Source organism: Mesorhizobium sp. M0018 (assembly GCF_040323955.1).
Lineage (GTDB): Bacteria > Pseudomonadota > Alphaproteobacteria > Rhizobiales > Rhizobiaceae > Mesorhizobium.
Genome location: NZ_JAMYVL010000009.1, coordinates 206,015 through 224,305 on the forward strand (window position 1 = coordinate 206,015; position 18,291 = coordinate 224,305).

Genomic DNA, 18,291 nt, shown 5'->3' on the forward strand with positions numbered 1-18,291 from the left:
GGTGGCTCCAGACGGGTTGAGAATAACTCGACCGATATAGGAACGAAACGTTCCGTTTCTATACGCTGGCTTAGTCGATGTCAGCCTGTGGCCTAAGGTCGGCTGCGCCTCATCTGGCGCCGAAAATCGCCGATCCAACCCTGACACTGGTCGCGCCGAAGGCGATCGCGATTTCGTAGTCGCCGGACATGCCCATGGAGAGCTTGCCGACGCCGGCCTCGAGCCCAAGCTTTTCCAGCAGCGCGAAATGCGGACCGGGGTTCTCGTCGGCCGGCGGAATGCACATCAGCCCTTCGATGGCGAGGGCGTGAACCGAGCGGCAGCGGGCGACGAAGGCGACAGCCTCGCGCGGCTCGATGCCGGCCTTTTGCGGCTCGGAGCCGGTGTTGACCTGGACATAGAGCCCTGGCGTCCTGCCCTGCCTGGCGATCTCCTTGGCCAGCTCTGCGGCGATCTTTTCACGGTCGACGGTTTCGATGACGTCGAACAATGCCACCGCTTCCTTGGCCTTGTTCGATTGCAGCGGACCGATCAGATGCAGCTCGATGTCGGAAAATGCCTCCTTCAGCACCGGCCATTTGGCTTGTGCTTCCTGGACGCGGTTTTCGCCGAAGACGCGCTGGCCGGCCTCGATGACGGGGCGGATATCGGCGGCGTCGAAGGTTTTCGAGACCGCGACCAGCGCCACCGCTCCGGCCTCACGGCCTGCCTCGCGCTCGGCGGCAGCGATCTTTGCCTTGACCGTGAAAAGCTGTTCGACGGCGCTCGCCATGCCTATATCCTGCCTGTGTTTGGCTTTTCGCCGGATCGCCGCAGTTGACGGGTCCGGCAATCCATGGTGAACACCGCGACGACATTTCTTGAGCCGCCCGGGCATTGTCCGGCGGCTCGCGCATGCTTTTAAGTGAAAAACACCCGATGGCAACCGAACGATACAATCCGCGCGCGTCAGAGCCCAAATGGCAGAAGGCCTGGGACGCCAAGAAGCTGTTCGAAGCCGACAATGACGACCCGCGCCCGAAATACTACGTGCTGGAGATGTTCCCCTATCCGTCCGGGCGCATCCATATCGGCCATACCCGCAACTATACGATGGGCGACGTGGTGGCGCGCTACAAGCGGGCCAAGGGTTTCAACGTGCTGCACCCGATGGGCTGGGACGCCTTTGGCATGCCAGCCGAAAACGCGGCGATGCAGAACAAGGTCCACCCCAAGGACTGGACCTATCAGAACATTGCCGCCATGCGCGAGCAGCTCAAGGTCATGGGCCTGTCGCTCGATTGGGCGCGCGAGTTCGCCACCTGCGATGTCGATTACTATCATCGCCAGCAGATGCTGTTCCTCGATTTCGTCGAGAAGGGGCTGGTGACGCGCAAATCCTCCAAGGTCAACTGGGATCCGGAGGACATGACGGTGCTTGCCAACGAGCAGGTCATCGACGGACGCGGCTGGCGCTCGGGCGCGCCGGTGGAACAGCGCGAGCTGACGCAGTGGTTCTTCAAGATCACCGATTACGCGCAGGATCTGCTGGATTCGCTCGATCAGCTCGACGACTGGCCGGAAAAAGTAAAGCTGATGCAGGCGAACTGGATCGGCCGTTCGGAAGGGCTGCTGATCCGCTGGCCGCTGGCCAAGACAGTCGGCGGCGAGCATGAGCTCGAAGTCTATACGACCAGGCCCGACACCATCTTCGGCGCGTCCTTCATGGCGATTGCGGCCGACCATCCGCTGGCCAAAAAGGCCGCCGAGGACAATCCGGCGGTGGCAAAGTTCATCGACGAAGTCCGCCATATGGGCACTTCGGTGGCGGCATTGGAGACGGCCGAGAAGAAGGGTTTCGACACCGGCATTCGCGTCGTCCATCCGTTCGACGAGAGGTGGACGCTACCCGTCTACGTCGCCAATTTCGTGCTGATGGACTATGGCACCGGCGCCATCTTCGGCTGCCCGGCACATGACCAGCGCGACCTCGACTTCGCCAACAGATACGGCCTTCCGGTCATCCCGGTGGTGATGCCGGAAGGCGAGAATCAAGGAAGCTTCCAGGTCATCGACGAGGCTTACGTCGATGATGGCGCGATGATCAATTCGCGCTTCCTCGACGGCATGAAGCCGGATCAGGCATTCGACGAGGTGGCGAAGCTGCTGGAACAAAGGACCATCGGCAACCGGCCGATGGCAGAGCGCAAGGTGAATTTCCGCCTTCGCGACTGGGGCATTTCGCGCCAGCGCTATTGGGGCTGCCCGATCCCGATGATCCATTGCGAGGATTGCGGCGTGGTGCCGGTGCCGAAGGCCGACCTGCCGGTCAAGCTGCCGGACGACATCGAGTTCGACCGGCCGGGCAATCCGCTCGATCGCCATCCGACATGGCGGCACGTCAAATGCCCGCGTTGCGGCAAGGATGCGCGGCGCGAAACCGACACGATGGACACATTCGTCGATTCTTCGTGGTATTTCGCGCGCTTCACCGCGCCGTGGGCAAACGATCCGACCGACCCCGAGGCCGCGACTGAATGGCTGCCGGTCGACCAGTATATTGGCGGTATTGAGCATGCGATCCTGCATTTGCTCTATTCGCGCTTTTTCACCCGCGCAATGCGCGAGACCGGCCATGTCGATCTCGCCGAGCCGTTCAGGGGCCTGTTCACGCAAGGCATGGTGGTGCACGAGACCTATCGGGTTGGTGGCGCCTCGAACGGCCGCTGGCTTGCGCCAAGCGAGGTCAGGCTGGAAGACGCCGACGGCAAGCGCCGCGCCTTCGAAATCGCCACCGGCGAAGAGGCGGTGATCGGTCCGCTCGAAAAAATGTCGAAGTCGAAGAAGAATACGGTGAGTCCGGAAGAGATCACCGACGGCTACGGCGCCGATACGGCGCGCTGGTTCATGCTGTCGGACTCGCCGCCCGAGCGCGATGTCGAATGGACCGACGAGGGCGCAGCCGGCGCGCACCGCTTCATCCAGCGCATCTGGCGGCTGGTGTCGACGGCTGCCGAATCGCTCGCCGGAGTCCGGCCAGAGGCGGCGAAGGACGGCGAGGCCGGGACAGTGTCCAAGGCCGCGCACAAGATCCTGAAGTCGGTCGGCGAGGATATCGAAAAGCTCGCCTTCAACCGCGCCATCGCGCGCATCTACGAGCTCGCCAATGCCTTGACCGTGCCGCTCAACGAGGCGGCAGAGGGCAAGGCCGGTCCGGCGCTGCAAGCGGCCTGCCGTGAGGCCGTCGAGATCCTGGTGCACCTGATCGCGCCGGTCATGCCGCATCTGGCCGAAGAGTGCTGGGAGACGCTCGGCGGCACCGACCTTGTCGCCGAACGGCCCTGGCCGGACTACGATCCCTCGCTTGTCGTCGACGCCGAGATCGTGCTGCCGGTCCAGGTCAACGGCAAGAAACGCGGCGATTTGACAATTGCCCGCGACGCGGACCAAGGTGCGGTCGAAAAAGCGGTTCTGGCCCTCGACTTCGTGCAGAGAGCGCTCGAAGGTAAGGCGCCGCGCAAGGTGATCATCGTGCCGCAGAGGATCGTTAATGTCGTTGCCTGAGCCGCGAAAGACAGTGCTGACGCTGCGCCGTGTCGTGCTTTGCGGGCTGCTCGCGTCGGTGGCGCTGGTTTCCGCCTGCACGGTGCGGCCGCTCTATTCGAGCGCGCCGCTGATCGCCGGCTCGCAGGTCGGTGCTGCTGCCGAACTGGCATCTATCTCAGTCAAACCGGTCAAGACCCGCTACGCCCAGCAGGTCCGCAACAATTTGATCTTCGCGCTCGGCCAGGGCGCCGGCGAGCCGGCTTCGCCGGTCTATTCGCTTGATCTCGGCGTCTCCGAACTCGTCGAATCGGCGGCAATCGAGCAGGTCACGACCGACGAGGACGAGCCGACCGCCGGCACTGTGACGCTGACTGCCAACTATGTGCTCAGCGATGCCAAGACGGGCACGGTCATAGCGAGGGGCAAGCGCTCGATTCCGTCGTCATACGACAGGCCGCGCCAGGAATTCGCGTCATACCGAGCCCAGATCGATGCCGAGAACCGTGCGGCGCGCGAGCTGGCAGATGTGCTGCGGCTGTCGATCGCCCAGGATCTGATCAAGCACGGCAAGCCGGCGGCAAGCTAGGTCTTTCCAGAGTGCGCAATCTGCAAAAAAAAGGCCGGTTGCTCGGCCTTTTTTGTTCGTAGGATAGTCGCTTCAGCCGATCTTCTGCCCGGTCTTTGCCCAGTCGGCGAGGAACAGTTCCAGGCCCTTGTCGGTCAGCGGGTGCTTGACCAGCGCCTTGAGCGTCGCCGGCGGCGCGGTGATGACATCGGCACCGATCAGCGCCGCCTGCTTGACATGGTTCACGGTACGCACCGAAGCGGTCAGGATTTCAGTCTGGAAGTCATAATTGTCGTAGATGGTGCGGATATCGGCAATCAGCTCCATGCCGTCCCAGCCGCTGTCGTCGATGCGGCCGACGAAGGGCGAGATGAAGGAGGCGCCGGCCTTGGCGGCGAGCAGCGCCTGGGTGGCCGAGAAGCACAGCGTGACGTTGACCATGCGGCCGTCCGACCGGATGTCCTTGCAGGCCCTCAGGCCGTCGAGCGTCAGCGGCACCTTGATGCAGACATTGTCGGCGATCCTGGCCAGGATCTTGGCCTCCGCCATCATGTCCTTGTATTCGGTGGCGACGACTTCGGCCGAGACCGGGCCCTTGACGATCTCGCAGATCTCCCTTGTGACGTCGGCGATCTTGCCGCCGGATTTCAGGATCAGCGACGGATTGGTGGTTACGCCGTCGAGCAGCCCCAAATCGTTCAGCTCGCGGATTTCCTTGACATCGGCGGTGTCGACAAAAAATTTCATGGCGGTCTCCTGAAGATTTTTCATGTGCACGTCATGCACATTTGGGGTCGGACTTTGATCTAGACCAAAGTCGGGGCAAGGTCACGCCTCATGATGGAAGATTCGCCCTTTGTCGCGGCCGCACCGGTGCTGGTGCCGATGCCCGCCGAGCGCCCCTACACCTATGCCGTGCCGGCTGGCATGCGCGTGGTGCCGGGCTCGATCGTGCGCGTTCCGCTTGGGCCTCGCCAGGTCGCCGGCATCGTCTGGGACGGCGCCGTCGAAAAGGTCGACGCGAAGAAATTGCGGCCGATCGAGCAGGTTTTCGACTGCCCGCCGATCGACCGCGCGATGCGGCGTTTTGTCGATTGGGTGGCGCAGTACACGCTGTCGCCGCCCGGCATGGTGGCGCGCATGCTGCTCAGGGCGCCGGAGGCGTTCGATCCGGAGCCGTGGATCGAAGGGCTGCAGCGCACCTTCGCCAAGCCCGACCGGATGACGGAGGCGAGGATGCGCGTGCTGGAGACAGCCGAAGGCGGACTTGCCTGGACGCGATCCGGCCTGGCGCATGCGGCAGGCGTGTCGTCGACGGTGGTGGACGGGCTGCGGGCGCAGGGCGTATTCGAGACGGTGATGATCCCGCCGCGGCCGGTGGTCGCAGCACCCGATCCCGGCTACGCCGTGCCTTCACTGATGCCGGACCAGAGCGAAGCAGCCGAGATGCTGCGCACCAACGTCGCGACCGGCACATTCGGCGTCACCCTGCTCGATGGTGTAACCGGATCCGGCAAGACGGAGGTCTATTTCGAGGCGGTTGCGGCCGCGCTCGATCGCGGCAAGCAGGTGCTGATCCTGCTGCCGGAAATTGCGCTGACCCACGCTTTTCTCGAACGCTTCCAGGAGCGGTTCGGTGCCAAGCCGGCGGAATGGCACTCGGATCTGCCGCCAAGGATGCGCGAAAAGGTCTGGCGGCAGGTGGCGGAAGGCGGCGCGCGGGTCGTCGCCGGCGCGCGCTCGGCGCTGTTCCTGCCGTTCAGGGAGCTTGGACTGATCGTCGTCGACGAAGAGCACGACCCCGCCTACAAGCAGGAGGATCGCGTCTTTTACAACGCGCGCGACATGGCCGTGGTGCGCGGCCATATCGGCGGTTTTCCGGTCGTGCTCGCTTCGGCGACACCGTCGGTCGAAAGCCGGGTCAATGCCAGCCAGGGCCGCTACAGCAGGGCGGTGCTTTCGGCGCGCTTTGCCGAGGCGGCACTTCCCGATCTCAAGACGGTCGACATGCGCCGCGCGCCGCCGGCACGCGGCGGCTTCCTGTCGCCGGTGCTGCTCGGCCATATGCGGCAGACGCTGGAAAGAAAGGAACAGTCGCTGCTGTTCCTCAACCGGCGCGGCTATGCGCCGCTGACGCTCTGCCGGGTCTGCGGCCACCGCTTCGGCTGTCCGGTCTGCTCGGCCTGGCTGGTCGAGCACCGCTTTCGCGGCCAGCTCGTCTGCCACCACTGCGGGCACAATGAACGCCGGCCCGAAGCCTGTCCGGAATGCGGCACGCTCGATCATCTGGTCGCCTGCGGGCCAGGCGTCGAGCGCATCGCCGAGGAGGTCGTCGCGCATTTCCCCGATGCCCGCACCATCGTCTTGTCGTCGGACCTGATGGGCGGCGTGCGGCGGCTGCGGCTCGAGCTTGAAGCCATCGCCAATGGCGAGGCCGACATCGTCATCGGCACGCAACTCGTCGCCAAGGGCCACAACTTCCCCAATATGACGCTGGTCGGTGTGGTCGATGCCGATCTCGGCCTTGCCAATGGCGACCCGCGCGCCGCCGAGCGCACCTTCCAACTGCTCAGCCAGGTGACCGGCCGCGCCGGTCGCACCGGCAAGAAAAGCCTCGGCCTGCTGCAGACCTTCCAACCCGACCACCCGGTGATGCGCGCGATCGTCTCAGGCGATGCCGAGGCCTTCTACGAGCGCGAGATCGCCGAGCGTGAGCGGGCGGGGCTGCCGCCCTTCGGCAGGCTCGCCGGCGTCATCGTCAGCGCGGCGACACGGGCCGAAGCCGAAGGGCACGCCCGTGGCCTGCGTCGCGCCGCGCCGCAAGCCACCGACCTGTTCGTGCTCGGCCCGGCCGAGGCGCCGCTGTCATTGATCGGCGGCCGCCATCGCTTTCGCCTGCTGATCCAGGGCGAGCGGCGCGCCGACATGCAAGGGTTCATTCGCACCATGCTGGCCGAGGGACCAAAGATAAGGGGCTCGGTGCGAGTCCAGGTCGACATCGACCCGCAGAGCTTTTTGTAAGCTGTCGAATTACCCTTTCGAGGCGCGTTCGGTGAATGGGTTCAGGTAAGGCACGTCGAGAATCGCAAAATGCCGGGTGTTGGCCGTCAAAACTGACAGGCCGTGCAAACGGGCAGTAGCTGCGATCAGAACGTCCGCCAGACCCGGATTGGCGCCTCTGGCGATAGTGGCGTCTTCCAGTTTTCCGGCTTCTCGCGCGATTGCTAAATCGATGGGAAGGATGCGCTGGTTGAACTCTAGAAGCAACCTTTCGAACCACTCATTGATGCGCTCTGCCTTCATATGCCCGCCCGCCCGCTTCAGTTTCGCGATTCCTCCTTCCACCTCCAAGATGACGATCGACGAGAGCTGCCAAGAGCCGCGTTCTCCTTGTTCGGCAACCCAGTTCTGCACGTGTGCCGGAAGCAGAGGCCGACCAGGTGCAAATGCCGAGAGAAAAGACGTATCAAGCAGATAGCCGGTCAAAACTCCACTTCCCGCGACGGCGATTCGTTTCGCTCAAGCTCGATGCCGCCTGGATACTGAAGCAGGAAATCCACGAAGTCTTTTTGGCTGTTCTGCGGATAAAGTTTCCGTCCCTCACCGATTGGCACCACCATGACTGCGGGCTTGCCGTGCTTGGTGATAACCGTGGGCTCACCGTTCTCAGCAGCCTCCACGAGCGCGGAAAGGCTGGCCTTTGCCTCTCGTAGTTGCATCGTCTTCATGCGCGGAACCTCTTGTGGTCTCATGTAGTCACAATATAGGAATTGTGCAGAAAAAAACAGCCCGTTGTGTAACGTCCTGTTAGCCCGGTCGATACAACGGCGCTCGCGTTGGGCTGACGCCCCGTAAATTGCGACGGCCCATCTGGCGCATGTCTCTTGCTTCGCTAGAATGCCCGAAAATTTTGAATATCCATTTACGAGGGGACAAGGATGGAATTTGCGTTTCCATGGCCGATGAGCCAGGGCGAGTGGCTGGCATGGTCAAGCGCCGTCGTGACCTTGCTTTTCGGGCTGCTGCTGTTCCTGGCGCCAGGGCTGGCCTTCCGGATTCTCAGGCTGCAGGTCAAGCCCGAGAAGGCGGCGGCGATCGCCGAAGGTCGCGGCAGGATGTCGGGCTTCTATCTCGGTGTCAGCCTGTGCTGCATCCTCTTGGCGCAGCCGCTGCTCTATATGGCGCTCGGCTTCTCCTGGCTGTTCACCGCCTTCGGCCGGCTGCTATCGATGATGTCGGACGGCGCCAACACGCCGTTCAACTGGGCTTCCATCGTCGTCGAGCTGGTGCTGGCGGCGCTGCCGCTTGCCTTCGCCTTCGGCTTTTTGCCCTGAATCAGGGATCAATCCGGGGTTGGTTGCTGAACTCGCCCGGCGGATGCGACAATAGTGCCTGAAAACCATGCCGGACGACGCATTGCGGTCTGAAAATGCCTGTGCTAGACGGCAATCGACTTTCGACCGGGGATAGCGGAAGCCGCGCCTCCGTGCTTGGAAAAATGTAGTAAGGTCAAAGATTTAGCCAGAGTTTTTGCTCGCGCCAACAATCTGCGGCCTGTCAGACAAGAGAAAAGACGGTCCGTGGCCCAATCGTCATCGCCAATCTCAGGTGTCGCAGAACGCTATGCGGGTTCGCTGTTCGAACTCGCGCTGCAGGCCAATTCGGTCGCCAGCGTCGAGGCCGACCTCAACAGGTTCGAAACGATGCTCGAAGGCAGCGCTGACCTTTCGCGGCTGATCAGGAGCCCTGTCTTCTCCAGCGAGGACCAGGCCAAGGCGATCGCCGCGATCGCCGACAGAGCAGGGATTACCGGCCTCACCGGCAATTTCCTGCGCGTCGTTGCCCAGAATCGCCGGCTGTTCGCCGTGCCCGGCATGATCAAGGCGTTCCGCCGGATCGCCGCCGAACACCGCGGCGAGACCGCTGCCGAGGTCACCTCGGCGCATGCGCTGACGCCTGCCCAGGAAACCGAGCTGAAAGCAGCGCTGAAAAGCGTCGCCGGCAAAGACGTGGCGATCACGGTCACCGTCGATCCGTCGCTGCTCGGCGGACTGGTGGTCAAGATCGGCTCGCGCCAGATCGATACGTCGCTCAAAACCAAACTCAATTCGCTCAAGCTTGCACTGAAAGAGGTCGGCTGATGGACATCCGCGCCGCGGAAATTTCCGCAATTCTGAAAGACCAGATCAAGAATTTCGGCAAGGAGGCCGAGGTCTCCGAAGTCGGCCAGGTGCTGTCCGTCGGTGACGGTATCGCCCGCGTCTACGGCCTCGACAATGTCCAGGCCGGCGAGATGGTCGAGTTCCCCGGCGGCATCCGCGGCATGGCGCTCAACCTCGAAGCCGACAATGTCGGCGTTGTCATCTTCGGCGCCGACCGCGACATCAAGGAAGGCGACACCGTCAAGCGCACCGGCGCCATCGTCGATGCACCCGTCGGCATGGGTCTGCTCGGCCGCGTCGTCGACGCGCTCGGCAACCCGATCGACGGCAAAGGCCCGATCCAGGCCACCGAACGCAAGCGCGTCGACGTCAAAGCGCCCGGCATCATCCCGCGCAAATCGGTGAACGAGCCAATGTCGACCGGCCTCAAGGCCATCGACGCGCTGATCCCGGTCGGCCGCGGCCAGCGCGAGCTGGTCATCGGCGACCGCCAGACCGGCAAGACCGCGATCATCCTCGACACCATGCTCAACCAGAAATCGGTGCACGACAACGGCCCTGAGAAGGAAAAGCTGTACTGCGTCTATGTCGCCGTCGGCCAGAAGCGCTCGACCGTGGCGCAGTTCGTCAAGGTCCTGGAAGAGCGCGGCGCGCTCGACTATTCGATCATCATCGCCGCGACCGCCTCCGATCCGGCGCCGATGCAGTTCCTGGCGCCGTTCACCGCCTGCACCATGGGCGAATATTTCCGCGACAACGGCATGCACGCGCTGATCAGCTACGACGATCTGTCGAAGCAGGCCGTCGCCTATCGCCAGATGTCGCTGCTGCTGCGCCGTCCTCCGGGCCGCGAGGCCTATCCCGGCGACGTCTTCTACCTGCACTCGCGCCTGCTCGAGCGCGCTGCCAAGCTCAACGACGAAAACGGCGGCGGGTCTCTGACGGCGCTGCCGATCATCGAAACGCAGGCCAACGACGTTTCGGCCTATATCCCGACCAACGTCATCTCGATCACCGACGGCCAGATCTTCCTGGAAACCAATCTGTTCTTCCAGGGCGTGCGCCCGGCGGTCAATGTCGGCCTGTCGGTGTCGCGCGTCGGCTCCTCGGCGCAGATCAAGGCGATGAAGCAGGTTGCCGGGTCAATCAAGGGCGAGCTCGCGCAGTACCGCGAAATGGCTGCTTTCGCGCAGTTCGGCTCCGACCTCGATGCCGCCACGCAACGCCTGCTCAACCGCGGCTCGCGTCTGACCGAGCTGTTGAAGCAGCCGCAATTCTCGCCGCTCAAAGTCGAGGAGCAGGTCGCGGTGATCTTCGCCGGCGTCAACGGCTATCTCGACAAGCTGGCGATCAACCAGGTCGGCAAGTTCGAGCATGGCCTGTTGTCGCATATGCGCTCGGCCGGCAAGGACGTGCTCGACGGCATCCGCAAGGAGAAGGCGCTGTCCGACGATCTGCGCGCCAGGCTGAAGGCAGAAATCGACGCCTTCGCCAAGACCTTTGCTTGAGCAGGACGGACGGGATCAGGTTTGAAGCATGCCTTCGTTAAAAGACCTTCGTAACCGTATCGCCTCGGTCAAGGCGACGCAGAAGATCACCAAGGCGATGCAGATGGTCGCCGCGGCGAAGCTGCGTCGCGCGCAGGAAGCGGCGGAAGCGGCGCGTCCCTATTCGGAGCGCATGGGCGCGGTGCTGGCCAACATCACCCAGGCGATCGGCGGCGGCGGCGATGCCCCGGCGCTGATGACCGGCACCGGCAAGGACGACGTGCATCTGCTTGTCGTCTGCACGGCCGAACGCGGTCTGTGCGGCGGCTTCAATTCGCAGATCGCCCGCTTTGCCCGCGACCACATCCGTAAGCTTCTGGCAGACGGCAAGCAGGTCAAGATCATCTGCGTCGGCAAGAAGGGGTTCGACATATTGCGCCGCGACTACGGGGCGCTGATCATCGAGCGTGTCGACCTGCGCGAGGTCAAGACGCTGGGCTTCGTCAATGCCGATGCCATCGCCAAGAAGGTGATCCACCTGTTCAACGAAGGCGGCTTCGATATCTGCACGCTGTTCTATTCGCAGTTCAAGTCGGTGATCAGCCAGATCCCGACGGCGCAGCAAATTATCCCGGCGGGCGCGCCTGCGGCTGGCGCGGAAGTGAGGTATGGCGGCAGCGCCGTCTACGAATACGAGCCGGAGCCGGGCGAGATCCTCTCCGATCTCATCCCGCGCAACATTTCCGTGCAGGTTTTTCGCGCGCTGCTCGAGAATGCTGCCGGCGAGATGGGCGCCAAGATGAGCGCCATGGACAATGCGACGCGCAACGCCGGCGACATGATCAACAAATTGTCGATCACCTACAACCGCCAGCGGCAGGCGCAGATCACCAAGGAATTGATCGAAATCATTTCGGGCGCCGAGGCGCTCTAGGCACGCCCACAAGGAGGTCATCGACCTCAAGCGTGTGAGAAACAAAGAGACGAAAAGGGTAAGGACGATGGCGAAAGCAGCGACCCCGAAGACGGCAGCCCCGAAGGCCGCGGCACCAGCGAAGGCTCCGGCAGCAGCAAAGGCCGCTCCGGCCAAGAAGGCGGCAGCAACCAAGGCCGCCGCTGTGAATGCGCCGGCCGACACCATCAAGAAAACCGGCCTGGCAGGCAAGGTTCGCCAGGTCATCGGCGCCGTTGTCGACGTCCAGTTTGGCGAACATCTGCCGGCGATCCTGAACGCGCTTGAGACGATCAACGTCGGCAATCGCCTGGTGCTAGAGGTGGCCCAGCATCTCGGCGAAAACACCGTGCGCTGCATCGCCATGGACTCGACCGAAGGTCTGGTCCGCGGCCAGGACGTCTATGACACCGGTGCACCGATTACCGTGCCGGTCGGCCCGGGCATGCTCGGCCGCATCATCAACGTCATCGGCGAGCCGGTCGACGAGGCAGGCCCGGTCGACGGCATCGAGATGCGCTCGATCCACCAGCCGGCGCCGACCTATGTCGAGCAGTCGACGGAAGCGCAGATCCTGGTCACCGGCATCAAGGTGCTCGACCTGCTGGCCCCCTATGCCCGCGGCGGCAAGATCGGCCTGTTCGGCGGCGCCGGCGTCGGCAAGACGGTGCTGATCCAGGAACTGATCAACAACGTCGCCAAGGCGCATGGCGGCTTCTCGGTGTTCGCCGGCGTCGGCGAGCGCACCCGCGAAGGCAACGACCTCTATCACGAGTTCATCGAGTCCGGCGTCAACAAGAAGGGCGGCGGCGAAGGCTCCAAGGCGGCGCTCGTCTATGGCCAGATGAACGAGCCGCCGGGCGCCCGCGCCCGCGTCGGCCTGACCGGGCTGACGGTTGCCGAATATTTCCGCGACCAGGGCCAGGACGTGCTGTTCTTCGTGGACAACATCTTCCGCTTCACGCAGGCGGGCTCGGAAGTGTCGGCGCTGCTCGGCCGCATTCCTTCAGCCGTGGGCTACCAGCCGACGCTGGCCACCGACATGGGCGCGCTGCAGGAGCGTATCACCACGACGACCAAGGGCTCGATCACCTCGGTGCAGGCGATCTATGTGCCGGCCGACGACCTGACCGACCCGGCACCGGCCACCTCGTTCGCCCACCTCGACGCGACGACCGTGCTCAACCGCGCGATTTCGGAAAAGGGCATCTATCCGGCCGTCGATCCGCTCGATTCGACCTCGCGCATGCTCGACCCGATGGTTGTCGGCGAAGAGCATTACCAGGTCGCCCGCCAGGTGCAGTCGATCCTTCAGCGCTACAAGTCGCTGCAGGACATCATCGCCATCCTGGGCATGGACGAGCTGTCGGAAGAGGATAAGCAGACCGTGGCCCGCGCCCGCAAGATCGAGCGCTTCCTGTCGCAGCCCTTCTTCGTCGCCGAAGTGTTCACCGGCGCACCGGGCAAGCTGGTCGACCTCGCCGACACTATCAAGGGCTTCAAGGGCCTTTGCAACGGCGATTACGACCATCTGCCGGAGGCCGCCTTCTACATGGTCGGCGGCATCGAGGAAGCGGTCGAGAAGGCACAGCGCCTGGCCGCTGAAGCGGCCTGATGGTGAATGGTCAATAGTGAATTGTGAATGGGGAGTAGCGGACAGGAAATCGGGGGCTGAGTGAAGGTCATTCTTTCTGACCATTCACCATTCACCATTCACCAGTCGCTAAATTGATCATGCCTGAAGCTTTCAAATTCGAACTGGTCTCGCCGGAGCGCCTCTTGGTTTCCGAGCAGGTCGAATCCGTCGTCATTCCGGGCGCCGAGGGCGAAATGACTGTCATGGCGCATCACGCGCCGGTCATGACGACGATCAAGCCGGGCGTCGTCACGCTAAAGACCGCGCAAGGCAAGGAAGAGCGCTATGTGGTGTTCGGCGGCTTTGCCGACATCGTTCCGGCCGGCTGCACGCTGCTGGCGGAATCGGCTGTGGCCGTCGGCGACATCGACCGCGCCGACCTTGCCCGCCGCATCCAGGAGGCCAGGGAAGACGCCGCCGACGCCAAGGACGACCAGACCCGCAGCAAGGCCGAGCAGTTCCTCAACCAGCTTACGACGCTTGAAGGTGCGCTGTTGCCGGCTTAACAGGCGCCCCTTGCCTTCTCCCCTTGTGGGAGAAGGTGGATCGGCGCGCAGCGCCGAGACGGTTGAGGGGTGTTGGAAGAACTGAGACGGCGGCGATCCCTGGAGCACCCCTCATCCGACCGAGCTCCGCTCGGCCACCTTCTCCCACAAGGGGAGAAGGGGGGCTGGTCACACCGTCAGTACCTCCACTGCGCGCATGACGCCGCGCAGTTCGGCGAGGCCCTTCAGGCGGCCGATGCAGGAATAGCCGGGGTTCACCTTCTTGCCGATGTCATCGACAATGGCATGGCCATGGTCCGGACGCATCGGGATCTGCCAGTCCGCCCTGCCTGCCGCCTTGCGCCGCCGCTCTTCGCCAATCAGCGCCGACACGACCGCCACCATGTCGGTGTCGCCGTCGAGGTGCTCGGCTTCGTGGAAGGAGCCGTCTGGCTCCTTGGTGACATTGCGCAGATGGGCGAAATGGATGTTTTCGGCGAAGGCCTCGGCCATCGTCGGCAGATCGTTCTGCGCGCCCGCGCCGTAGGAGCCGGTGCACAGGGTCAGCCCGTTAGCCGGCGAAGCGACCGCGTCGAGCAGCGCGCGGGCATCATTGGCGTTGGAAACGATGCGCGGCAGGCCGAACAGCGAAAAGGGCGGATCGTCGGGGTGGATCGCCATCCTGACTCCGGCCTCTTCGGCGATCGGCACGATCTCGCGCAGGAAGGCAAACAGGTTTTCGCGCAGGCCTTCGGTGGAGACGTCCTTGTAGAGGTCGAGGGCGCGGCGGAAGCTTGCCCGATCGAAGATGAATTCGCGCGCCGGGACCCAGCCGATCAGGTTGCGCTCCAGCCTTGCCTTGTCGCTGTCGCTCATCCCTTGCAGTCGCGCACGCGCGGCCTCGACGCGGGCCGGTGGGTGATCGGCCTCGGCCCCTTCTCGCTCGAGGATGAAGACGTCATAGGCGCAGAGCTCGACGACATCGAAGCGCAGCGCCGTGCCGCCATGCGGCATGGGATAATCGAGGTCTGTGCGCGTCCAGTCGGTGATCGCCATGAAATTAAAGCAGACGGTATTGATCCCGGCGGCGGCGACGGCGCGGATCGAGGCCTTGTAATTGTCGATCAGGCTGCGCCAGTCGCCGCTGCGGGTCTTGATGTCCTCGTGCACGACGATGCTCTCGACCACATCCCAGGTCAGGCCTGCTGCCTCGATCTCGGCCTTGCGCCTGGCGATCTCGTCCGCCGGCCAGGCGCGGCCGTCATTGAGGTGATGCAGCGCGCTGACGATGCCGACGGCGCCGGCTTGACGGACATGGGCAAGCGTCACCGGATCGTCCGGCCCGAACCAGCGCCAGGTTTGTCTCATGGCTTCTCACTGCCTATGCCAAGCGCTGCGAAGGCAGCGGCAGGTCCGCCCCGCCGCAGGCGCTCGAGATGGGCTGCCGTCAGATCGATCAGTGTCATGCGGTGGGCATGGTCCTTGGCGAAGCCGGCGAGATCGAATATCGCTGTCACCGTTTCACCAGCCGGTCGGCTGCCGAGCGCCGTAAGCCGAGTGTCGATCGGGTCGGTGAAATGAGCTTCCGGCAAGGTTTTGCCGCGCGCCTCGCAAGCGGCGATCCAGGCCGCCACCACCAGCATGAGATGCGCGGGCGGGTCACCGGCGCCCAGTCGATCGAGGGCAGAGGCGACGATGCGCTGCGGCAGCTTCTGGCTGCCGTCATTGGCGATCTGCGCCGTGCGATGGGCGAGCGCGGTGTTCGAATAGCGTTCGGCGAGCTGGGCCGTGTAGCCGGCCGTATCGAGCCCGGCGTCCTGCGGCAGCGTCGGGATGGCCTCGGCCCATAGTCCGTCGACGAATTGCCGGATCGCCGGGTCGGCAAAGGCGCGGTCGACCGTGTCGTAGCCGCTTAGCAGGCCGAGATAGGCGATTGCCGAATGCGAACCGTTGAGCAGCCGCAGCTTCATGTCCTCGAAGGGCCCGACGTCGCCGACCATGGTGACGCCGAACTTTTCCCAGGCCGGCCTGCCTGCCGGGAAATCATCCTCGACCACCCATTGGCAGAACGGCTCGGTCATCACCGGCCAGGCATCCTCGACGCCGAGCTCGACGGCGATACGCGCCCGGTCGGCATCGGTGGTCGCCGGCACGATGCGGTCGACCATGCTCGACGGGAAGGCGACGCCGTCGGCGATGTGTGCGGCGAGCCTGGCATCGCCTGAAGTGGCGAGCCTGGCATCGCGCAGTGCGGCGAATTCGACCAGCAGGCGGTGCAGTGTGGCACCATTGGCCGGAAGGTTGTCGCAGCAGAGCACGGTGAAAGGCTGGATGCCGGCGGCACGGCGGCGCGACAGCGCCTCGGTCAGGAAACCATGCGCCGTCCGTGGCATTTGCGGGTTGGCCAGATCATGGACGATGTCGGGGTGGGTATTGTCGAGGCCGCCGCCGGCTGCCCTCAAATAGGCCTTTTCGGTGATCGTCAGCGTGACGATGCGGGTGCGCGGATCGGTCAGGGCGGCGAGCACCGCAGCCGGATCTTCCGGCGCCATCAGCAGCGACAGGATCGAGCCGACGACGCGCAGCTCTTCGCCGACGCTGCTCCTGATCGCCAGCGTGTAGTGGCCATCCTGCGGCGCCAGTGCGTCGCGCGTGTCAGGACTGCGCAAGGACACGCCGACAATGCCCCAGTCCGCCTCGCCCGCCGCCAGGCAGTCGTCGACATAGGCCGCCTGGTGGGCGCGATGGAAGGCACCGACGCCGAGATGGACGATGCCAGGTGCGACGCCGCCGCGGTCGTAGCGCGGAATCGCGACCGAAGCCGGCAGTGCCTTCAGCGTGCTGTTGGAAAGGCGTCTACTGATCATTGCGCCACGTGTCTGATCGAGATTGTTGGGTCACTGCTGGCAGGCGGCGTAACACCCGATGCCGTCACGCACAATGGGCAATGGCCGACGAAAAGTCATCATACAACAACCAAGTTTTTGTATGTTGACATTATTTCTTTCCAACCCTACCGATGTCCGGATTGGGAGGATTTACGTGGCCGCATTGACGGATCCGGACTTGCTGTTTGCCGCCGAGGCGCGCCCGCGTTCGCTGGCCCGCGATCTCTACGCCACGGTCAAGGACCTGCCGATCGTCAGCCCGCACGGCCACACCGATCCGCGCTGGTATGCGCTCAACGAGGCGTTTCCCGATCCGGCGCAGTTGCTGATCGTGCCGGACCACTACATTTTCCGCATGCTGTTCAGCCAGGGCGTTCGGCTTGAGGAGCTTGGTGTGCCGACGCTTGACGGCTCGCCGGTTGAAACCGACGGCAGAACGATCTGGCGGTGCTTCGCCGAGCATTATTACCTGTTTCGGGGTACGCCGACCCGGCTGTGGTTCGACCATGTGCTTGCCCATCTGTTCGGCATCGACGAGCCGTTGACGGCCGCAACCGCCGACCGCCATTACGACATGATCTCGACCTTGCTGCAGTGGGAGAATTTTCGCCCGCGAGCGCTGTTCGAGCGCTTCAATATTGAAGTCATCGCAACGACCGAAGGCGCGCTCGACGATCTCAGATGGCACCAGATGATCCGCGACAGCGGCTGGGACGGCCGCGTCGTCACCGCCTATCGGCCGGATGCGATCGTCGATCCCGACTTCGAAGGGTTCTCGGCCAATCTCGACCGGCTTGGCGAGATCACCGGCTGCAACACCGGCAATTGGGCCGGCTATCTCGATGCGCATCGCCAGCGGCGCGCCTTCTTCAAGAGCTTTGGCGCGACTTCCTCCGATCACGGTCATCCGACGGCCGAAACAGCCAATCTCTCGGATGCTGCCGCGCAGGAGCTGTTCAACCGCATCCGCCGGGGCTCGGACGACGAGCGCGAGCGAAAGCTGTTCCGCGCCCAGATGCTGACCGAGATGGCCAAGATGAGCCGCGACGACGGGCTGGTCCTGCAGATCCATCCCGGCTCCTGGCGCAATCATTCGCCTTCTATCTTTCACAAGTTCGGCAGGGACAAAGGCTTCGATATTCCGACCCGAACCGACTATGTGACGGCGCTGAAGCCGCTGCTCGACTGCGTCGGGCTGGAGCGCGACCTCACCATCATCCTCTTCACGCTCGACGAGACCAGCTATGCGCGCGAGCTGGCGCCGCTCGCCGGCGTCTACCCGGCATTGAAGCTCGGGCCGGCCTGGTGGTTCCACGACAGCCCCGAAGGCATGCGCAGGTTCCGTGAGATGACCACCGAAACCGCCGGTTTCTATAACACCGTCGGTTTCAACGACGACACCCGCGCCTTTCCATCCATACCGGCCCGCCATGATGTGGCGCGCCGGGTCGATTGCGCTTTTCTGGCGCGTCTCGTCGCCGAGCATCGGCTCGGCGAAGACGAGGCGCACGAGCTGGCGCAGGAACTTGCCTATGCGCTCGCGAAAAAGGCGTACCGGCTCTAACGGCGCTTGCCGCCATCATTCAAAAAG

General features: G+C 63.9%; 16 protein-coding genes. 10 read left to right on the plus strand and 6 right to left on the minus strand.

Annotated features, from left to right (window positions below; all coding sequences use genetic code 11):
• Window positions 1-109: 109 nt before the first annotated feature.
• Window positions 110-772, minus strand: coding sequence for a YggS family pyridoxal phosphate-dependent enzyme (locus tag NKJ81_RS15415; protein ID WP_352540918.1), 663 nt, complete (start codon window positions 770-772; stop codon window positions 110-112).
• Window positions 773-918: 146 nt separating this feature from the next.
• Here NKJ81_RS15415 and leuS point away from each other — a divergent pair, with 146 nt between their 5' ends.
• Complete coding sequence (gene leuS / locus NKJ81_RS15420; protein ID WP_352540919.1) at window positions 919-3,543, plus strand: leucine--tRNA ligase; 2,625 nt, start codon at window positions 919-921, stop codon at window positions 3,541-3,543.
• Window positions 3,530-4,111, plus strand: coding sequence for an LPS assembly lipoprotein LptE (locus tag NKJ81_RS15425; RefSeq protein WP_352540920.1), 582 nt, complete (start codon window positions 3,530-3,532; stop codon window positions 4,109-4,111). Before leuS ends, NKJ81_RS15425 begins: the two co-directional genes overlap by 14 nt.
• Window positions 4,112-4,183: 72 nt before the next feature.
• Here NKJ81_RS15425 and fsa read toward each other — a convergent pair whose 3' ends face one another.
• Complete coding sequence (gene fsa, locus NKJ81_RS15430) at window positions 4,184-4,837, minus strand: fructose-6-phosphate aldolase (protein ID WP_023678103.1); 654 nt, start codon at window positions 4,835-4,837, stop codon at window positions 4,184-4,186.
• 90 nt (window positions 4,838-4,927) lie between these two features.
• Between fsa and NKJ81_RS15435 the strand changes: the two genes are divergently transcribed.
• Window positions 4,928-7,111, plus strand: a complete 2,184-nt coding sequence (locus NKJ81_RS15435) for a primosomal protein N' (RefSeq protein WP_352540921.1) — start codon at window positions 4,928-4,930, stop codon at window positions 7,109-7,111.
• A 9-nt stretch (window positions 7,112-7,120) separates the two neighbouring features.
• Here the strand turns inward: NKJ81_RS15435 and NKJ81_RS15440 are convergent, their stop codons facing one another.
• Complete coding sequence (locus NKJ81_RS15440; RefSeq protein WP_352540922.1) at window positions 7,121-7,576, minus strand: type II toxin-antitoxin system VapC family toxin; 456 nt, start codon at window positions 7,574-7,576, stop codon at window positions 7,121-7,123.
• Window positions 7,573-7,818 carry a type II toxin-antitoxin system Phd/YefM family antitoxin gene (locus NKJ81_RS15445; RefSeq protein ID WP_254018681.1) on the minus strand — a complete coding sequence of 82 codons (246 nt, stop codon included), beginning with the start codon at window positions 7,816-7,818 and terminating at the stop codon, window positions 7,573-7,575. Before NKJ81_RS15445 ends, NKJ81_RS15440 begins: the two co-directional genes overlap by 4 nt.
• Window positions 7,819-8,028: 210 nt before the next feature.
• Here NKJ81_RS15445 and NKJ81_RS15450 point away from each other — a divergent pair, with 210 nt between their 5' ends.
• The 6 genes from NKJ81_RS15450 (at window position 8,029) to NKJ81_RS15475 (ending at window position 13,833) form a co-directional block, all read left to right on the plus strand.
• On the plus strand, window positions 8,029-8,424 hold the full coding sequence (locus NKJ81_RS15450) for an AGROH133_08824 family phage infection protein (RefSeq protein ID WP_352500793.1): 396 nt from the start codon (window positions 8,029-8,031) through the stop codon (window positions 8,422-8,424).
• 246 nt (window positions 8,425-8,670) lie between these two features.
• Window positions 8,671-9,231, plus strand: coding sequence for a F0F1 ATP synthase subunit delta (locus NKJ81_RS15455; RefSeq protein ID WP_352540923.1), 561 nt, complete (start codon window positions 8,671-8,673; stop codon window positions 9,229-9,231).
• Window positions 9,231-10,760 carry a F0F1 ATP synthase subunit alpha gene (gene atpA / locus NKJ81_RS15460; RefSeq protein WP_352489181.1) on the plus strand — a complete coding sequence of 510 codons (1,530 nt, stop codon included), beginning with the start codon at window positions 9,231-9,233 and terminating at the stop codon, window positions 10,758-10,760. The genes NKJ81_RS15455 and atpA overlap by 1 nt, the downstream gene beginning before the upstream one ends.
• Window positions 10,761-10,788: 28 nt before the next feature.
• Window positions 10,789-11,673, plus strand: coding sequence for a F0F1 ATP synthase subunit gamma (locus tag NKJ81_RS15465; RefSeq protein WP_352540924.1), 885 nt, complete (start codon window positions 10,789-10,791; stop codon window positions 11,671-11,673).
• A gap of 67 nt (window positions 11,674-11,740) precedes the next feature.
• Complete coding sequence (gene atpD, locus NKJ81_RS15470; RefSeq protein ID WP_352471279.1) at window positions 11,741-13,306, plus strand: F0F1 ATP synthase subunit beta; 1,566 nt, start codon at window positions 11,741-11,743, stop codon at window positions 13,304-13,306.
• A gap of 119 nt (window positions 13,307-13,425) precedes the next feature.
• On the plus strand, window positions 13,426-13,833 hold the full coding sequence (locus tag NKJ81_RS15475; protein ID WP_023678096.1) for a F0F1 ATP synthase subunit epsilon: 408 nt from the start codon (window positions 13,426-13,428) through the stop codon (window positions 13,831-13,833).
• A gap of 168 nt (window positions 13,834-14,001) precedes the next feature.
• On the opposite strand, the gene uxuA is transcribed toward NKJ81_RS15475, so the two are convergent.
• Both uxuA and NKJ81_RS15485 read right to left on the minus strand, forming a co-directional pair.
• Window positions 14,002-15,180 carry a mannonate dehydratase gene (gene uxuA, locus NKJ81_RS15480; protein WP_352540925.1) on the minus strand — a complete coding sequence of 393 codons (1,179 nt, stop codon included), beginning with the start codon at window positions 15,178-15,180 and terminating at the stop codon, window positions 14,002-14,004.
• Complete coding sequence (locus tag NKJ81_RS15485; RefSeq protein WP_352540926.1) at window positions 15,177-16,679, minus strand: mannitol dehydrogenase family protein; 1,503 nt, start codon at window positions 16,677-16,679, stop codon at window positions 15,177-15,179. The genes uxuA and NKJ81_RS15485 overlap by 4 nt, the downstream gene beginning before the upstream one ends.
• 175 nt (window positions 16,680-16,854) lie before the next feature.
• Here NKJ81_RS15485 and uxaC point away from each other — a divergent pair, with 175 nt between their 5' ends.
• Window positions 16,855-18,264, plus strand: coding sequence for a glucuronate isomerase (uxaC, locus tag NKJ81_RS15490; RefSeq protein ID WP_352540927.1), 1,410 nt, complete (start codon window positions 16,855-16,857; stop codon window positions 18,262-18,264).
• The last annotated feature ends 27 nt before the right edge of the window (window positions 18,265-18,291 follow it).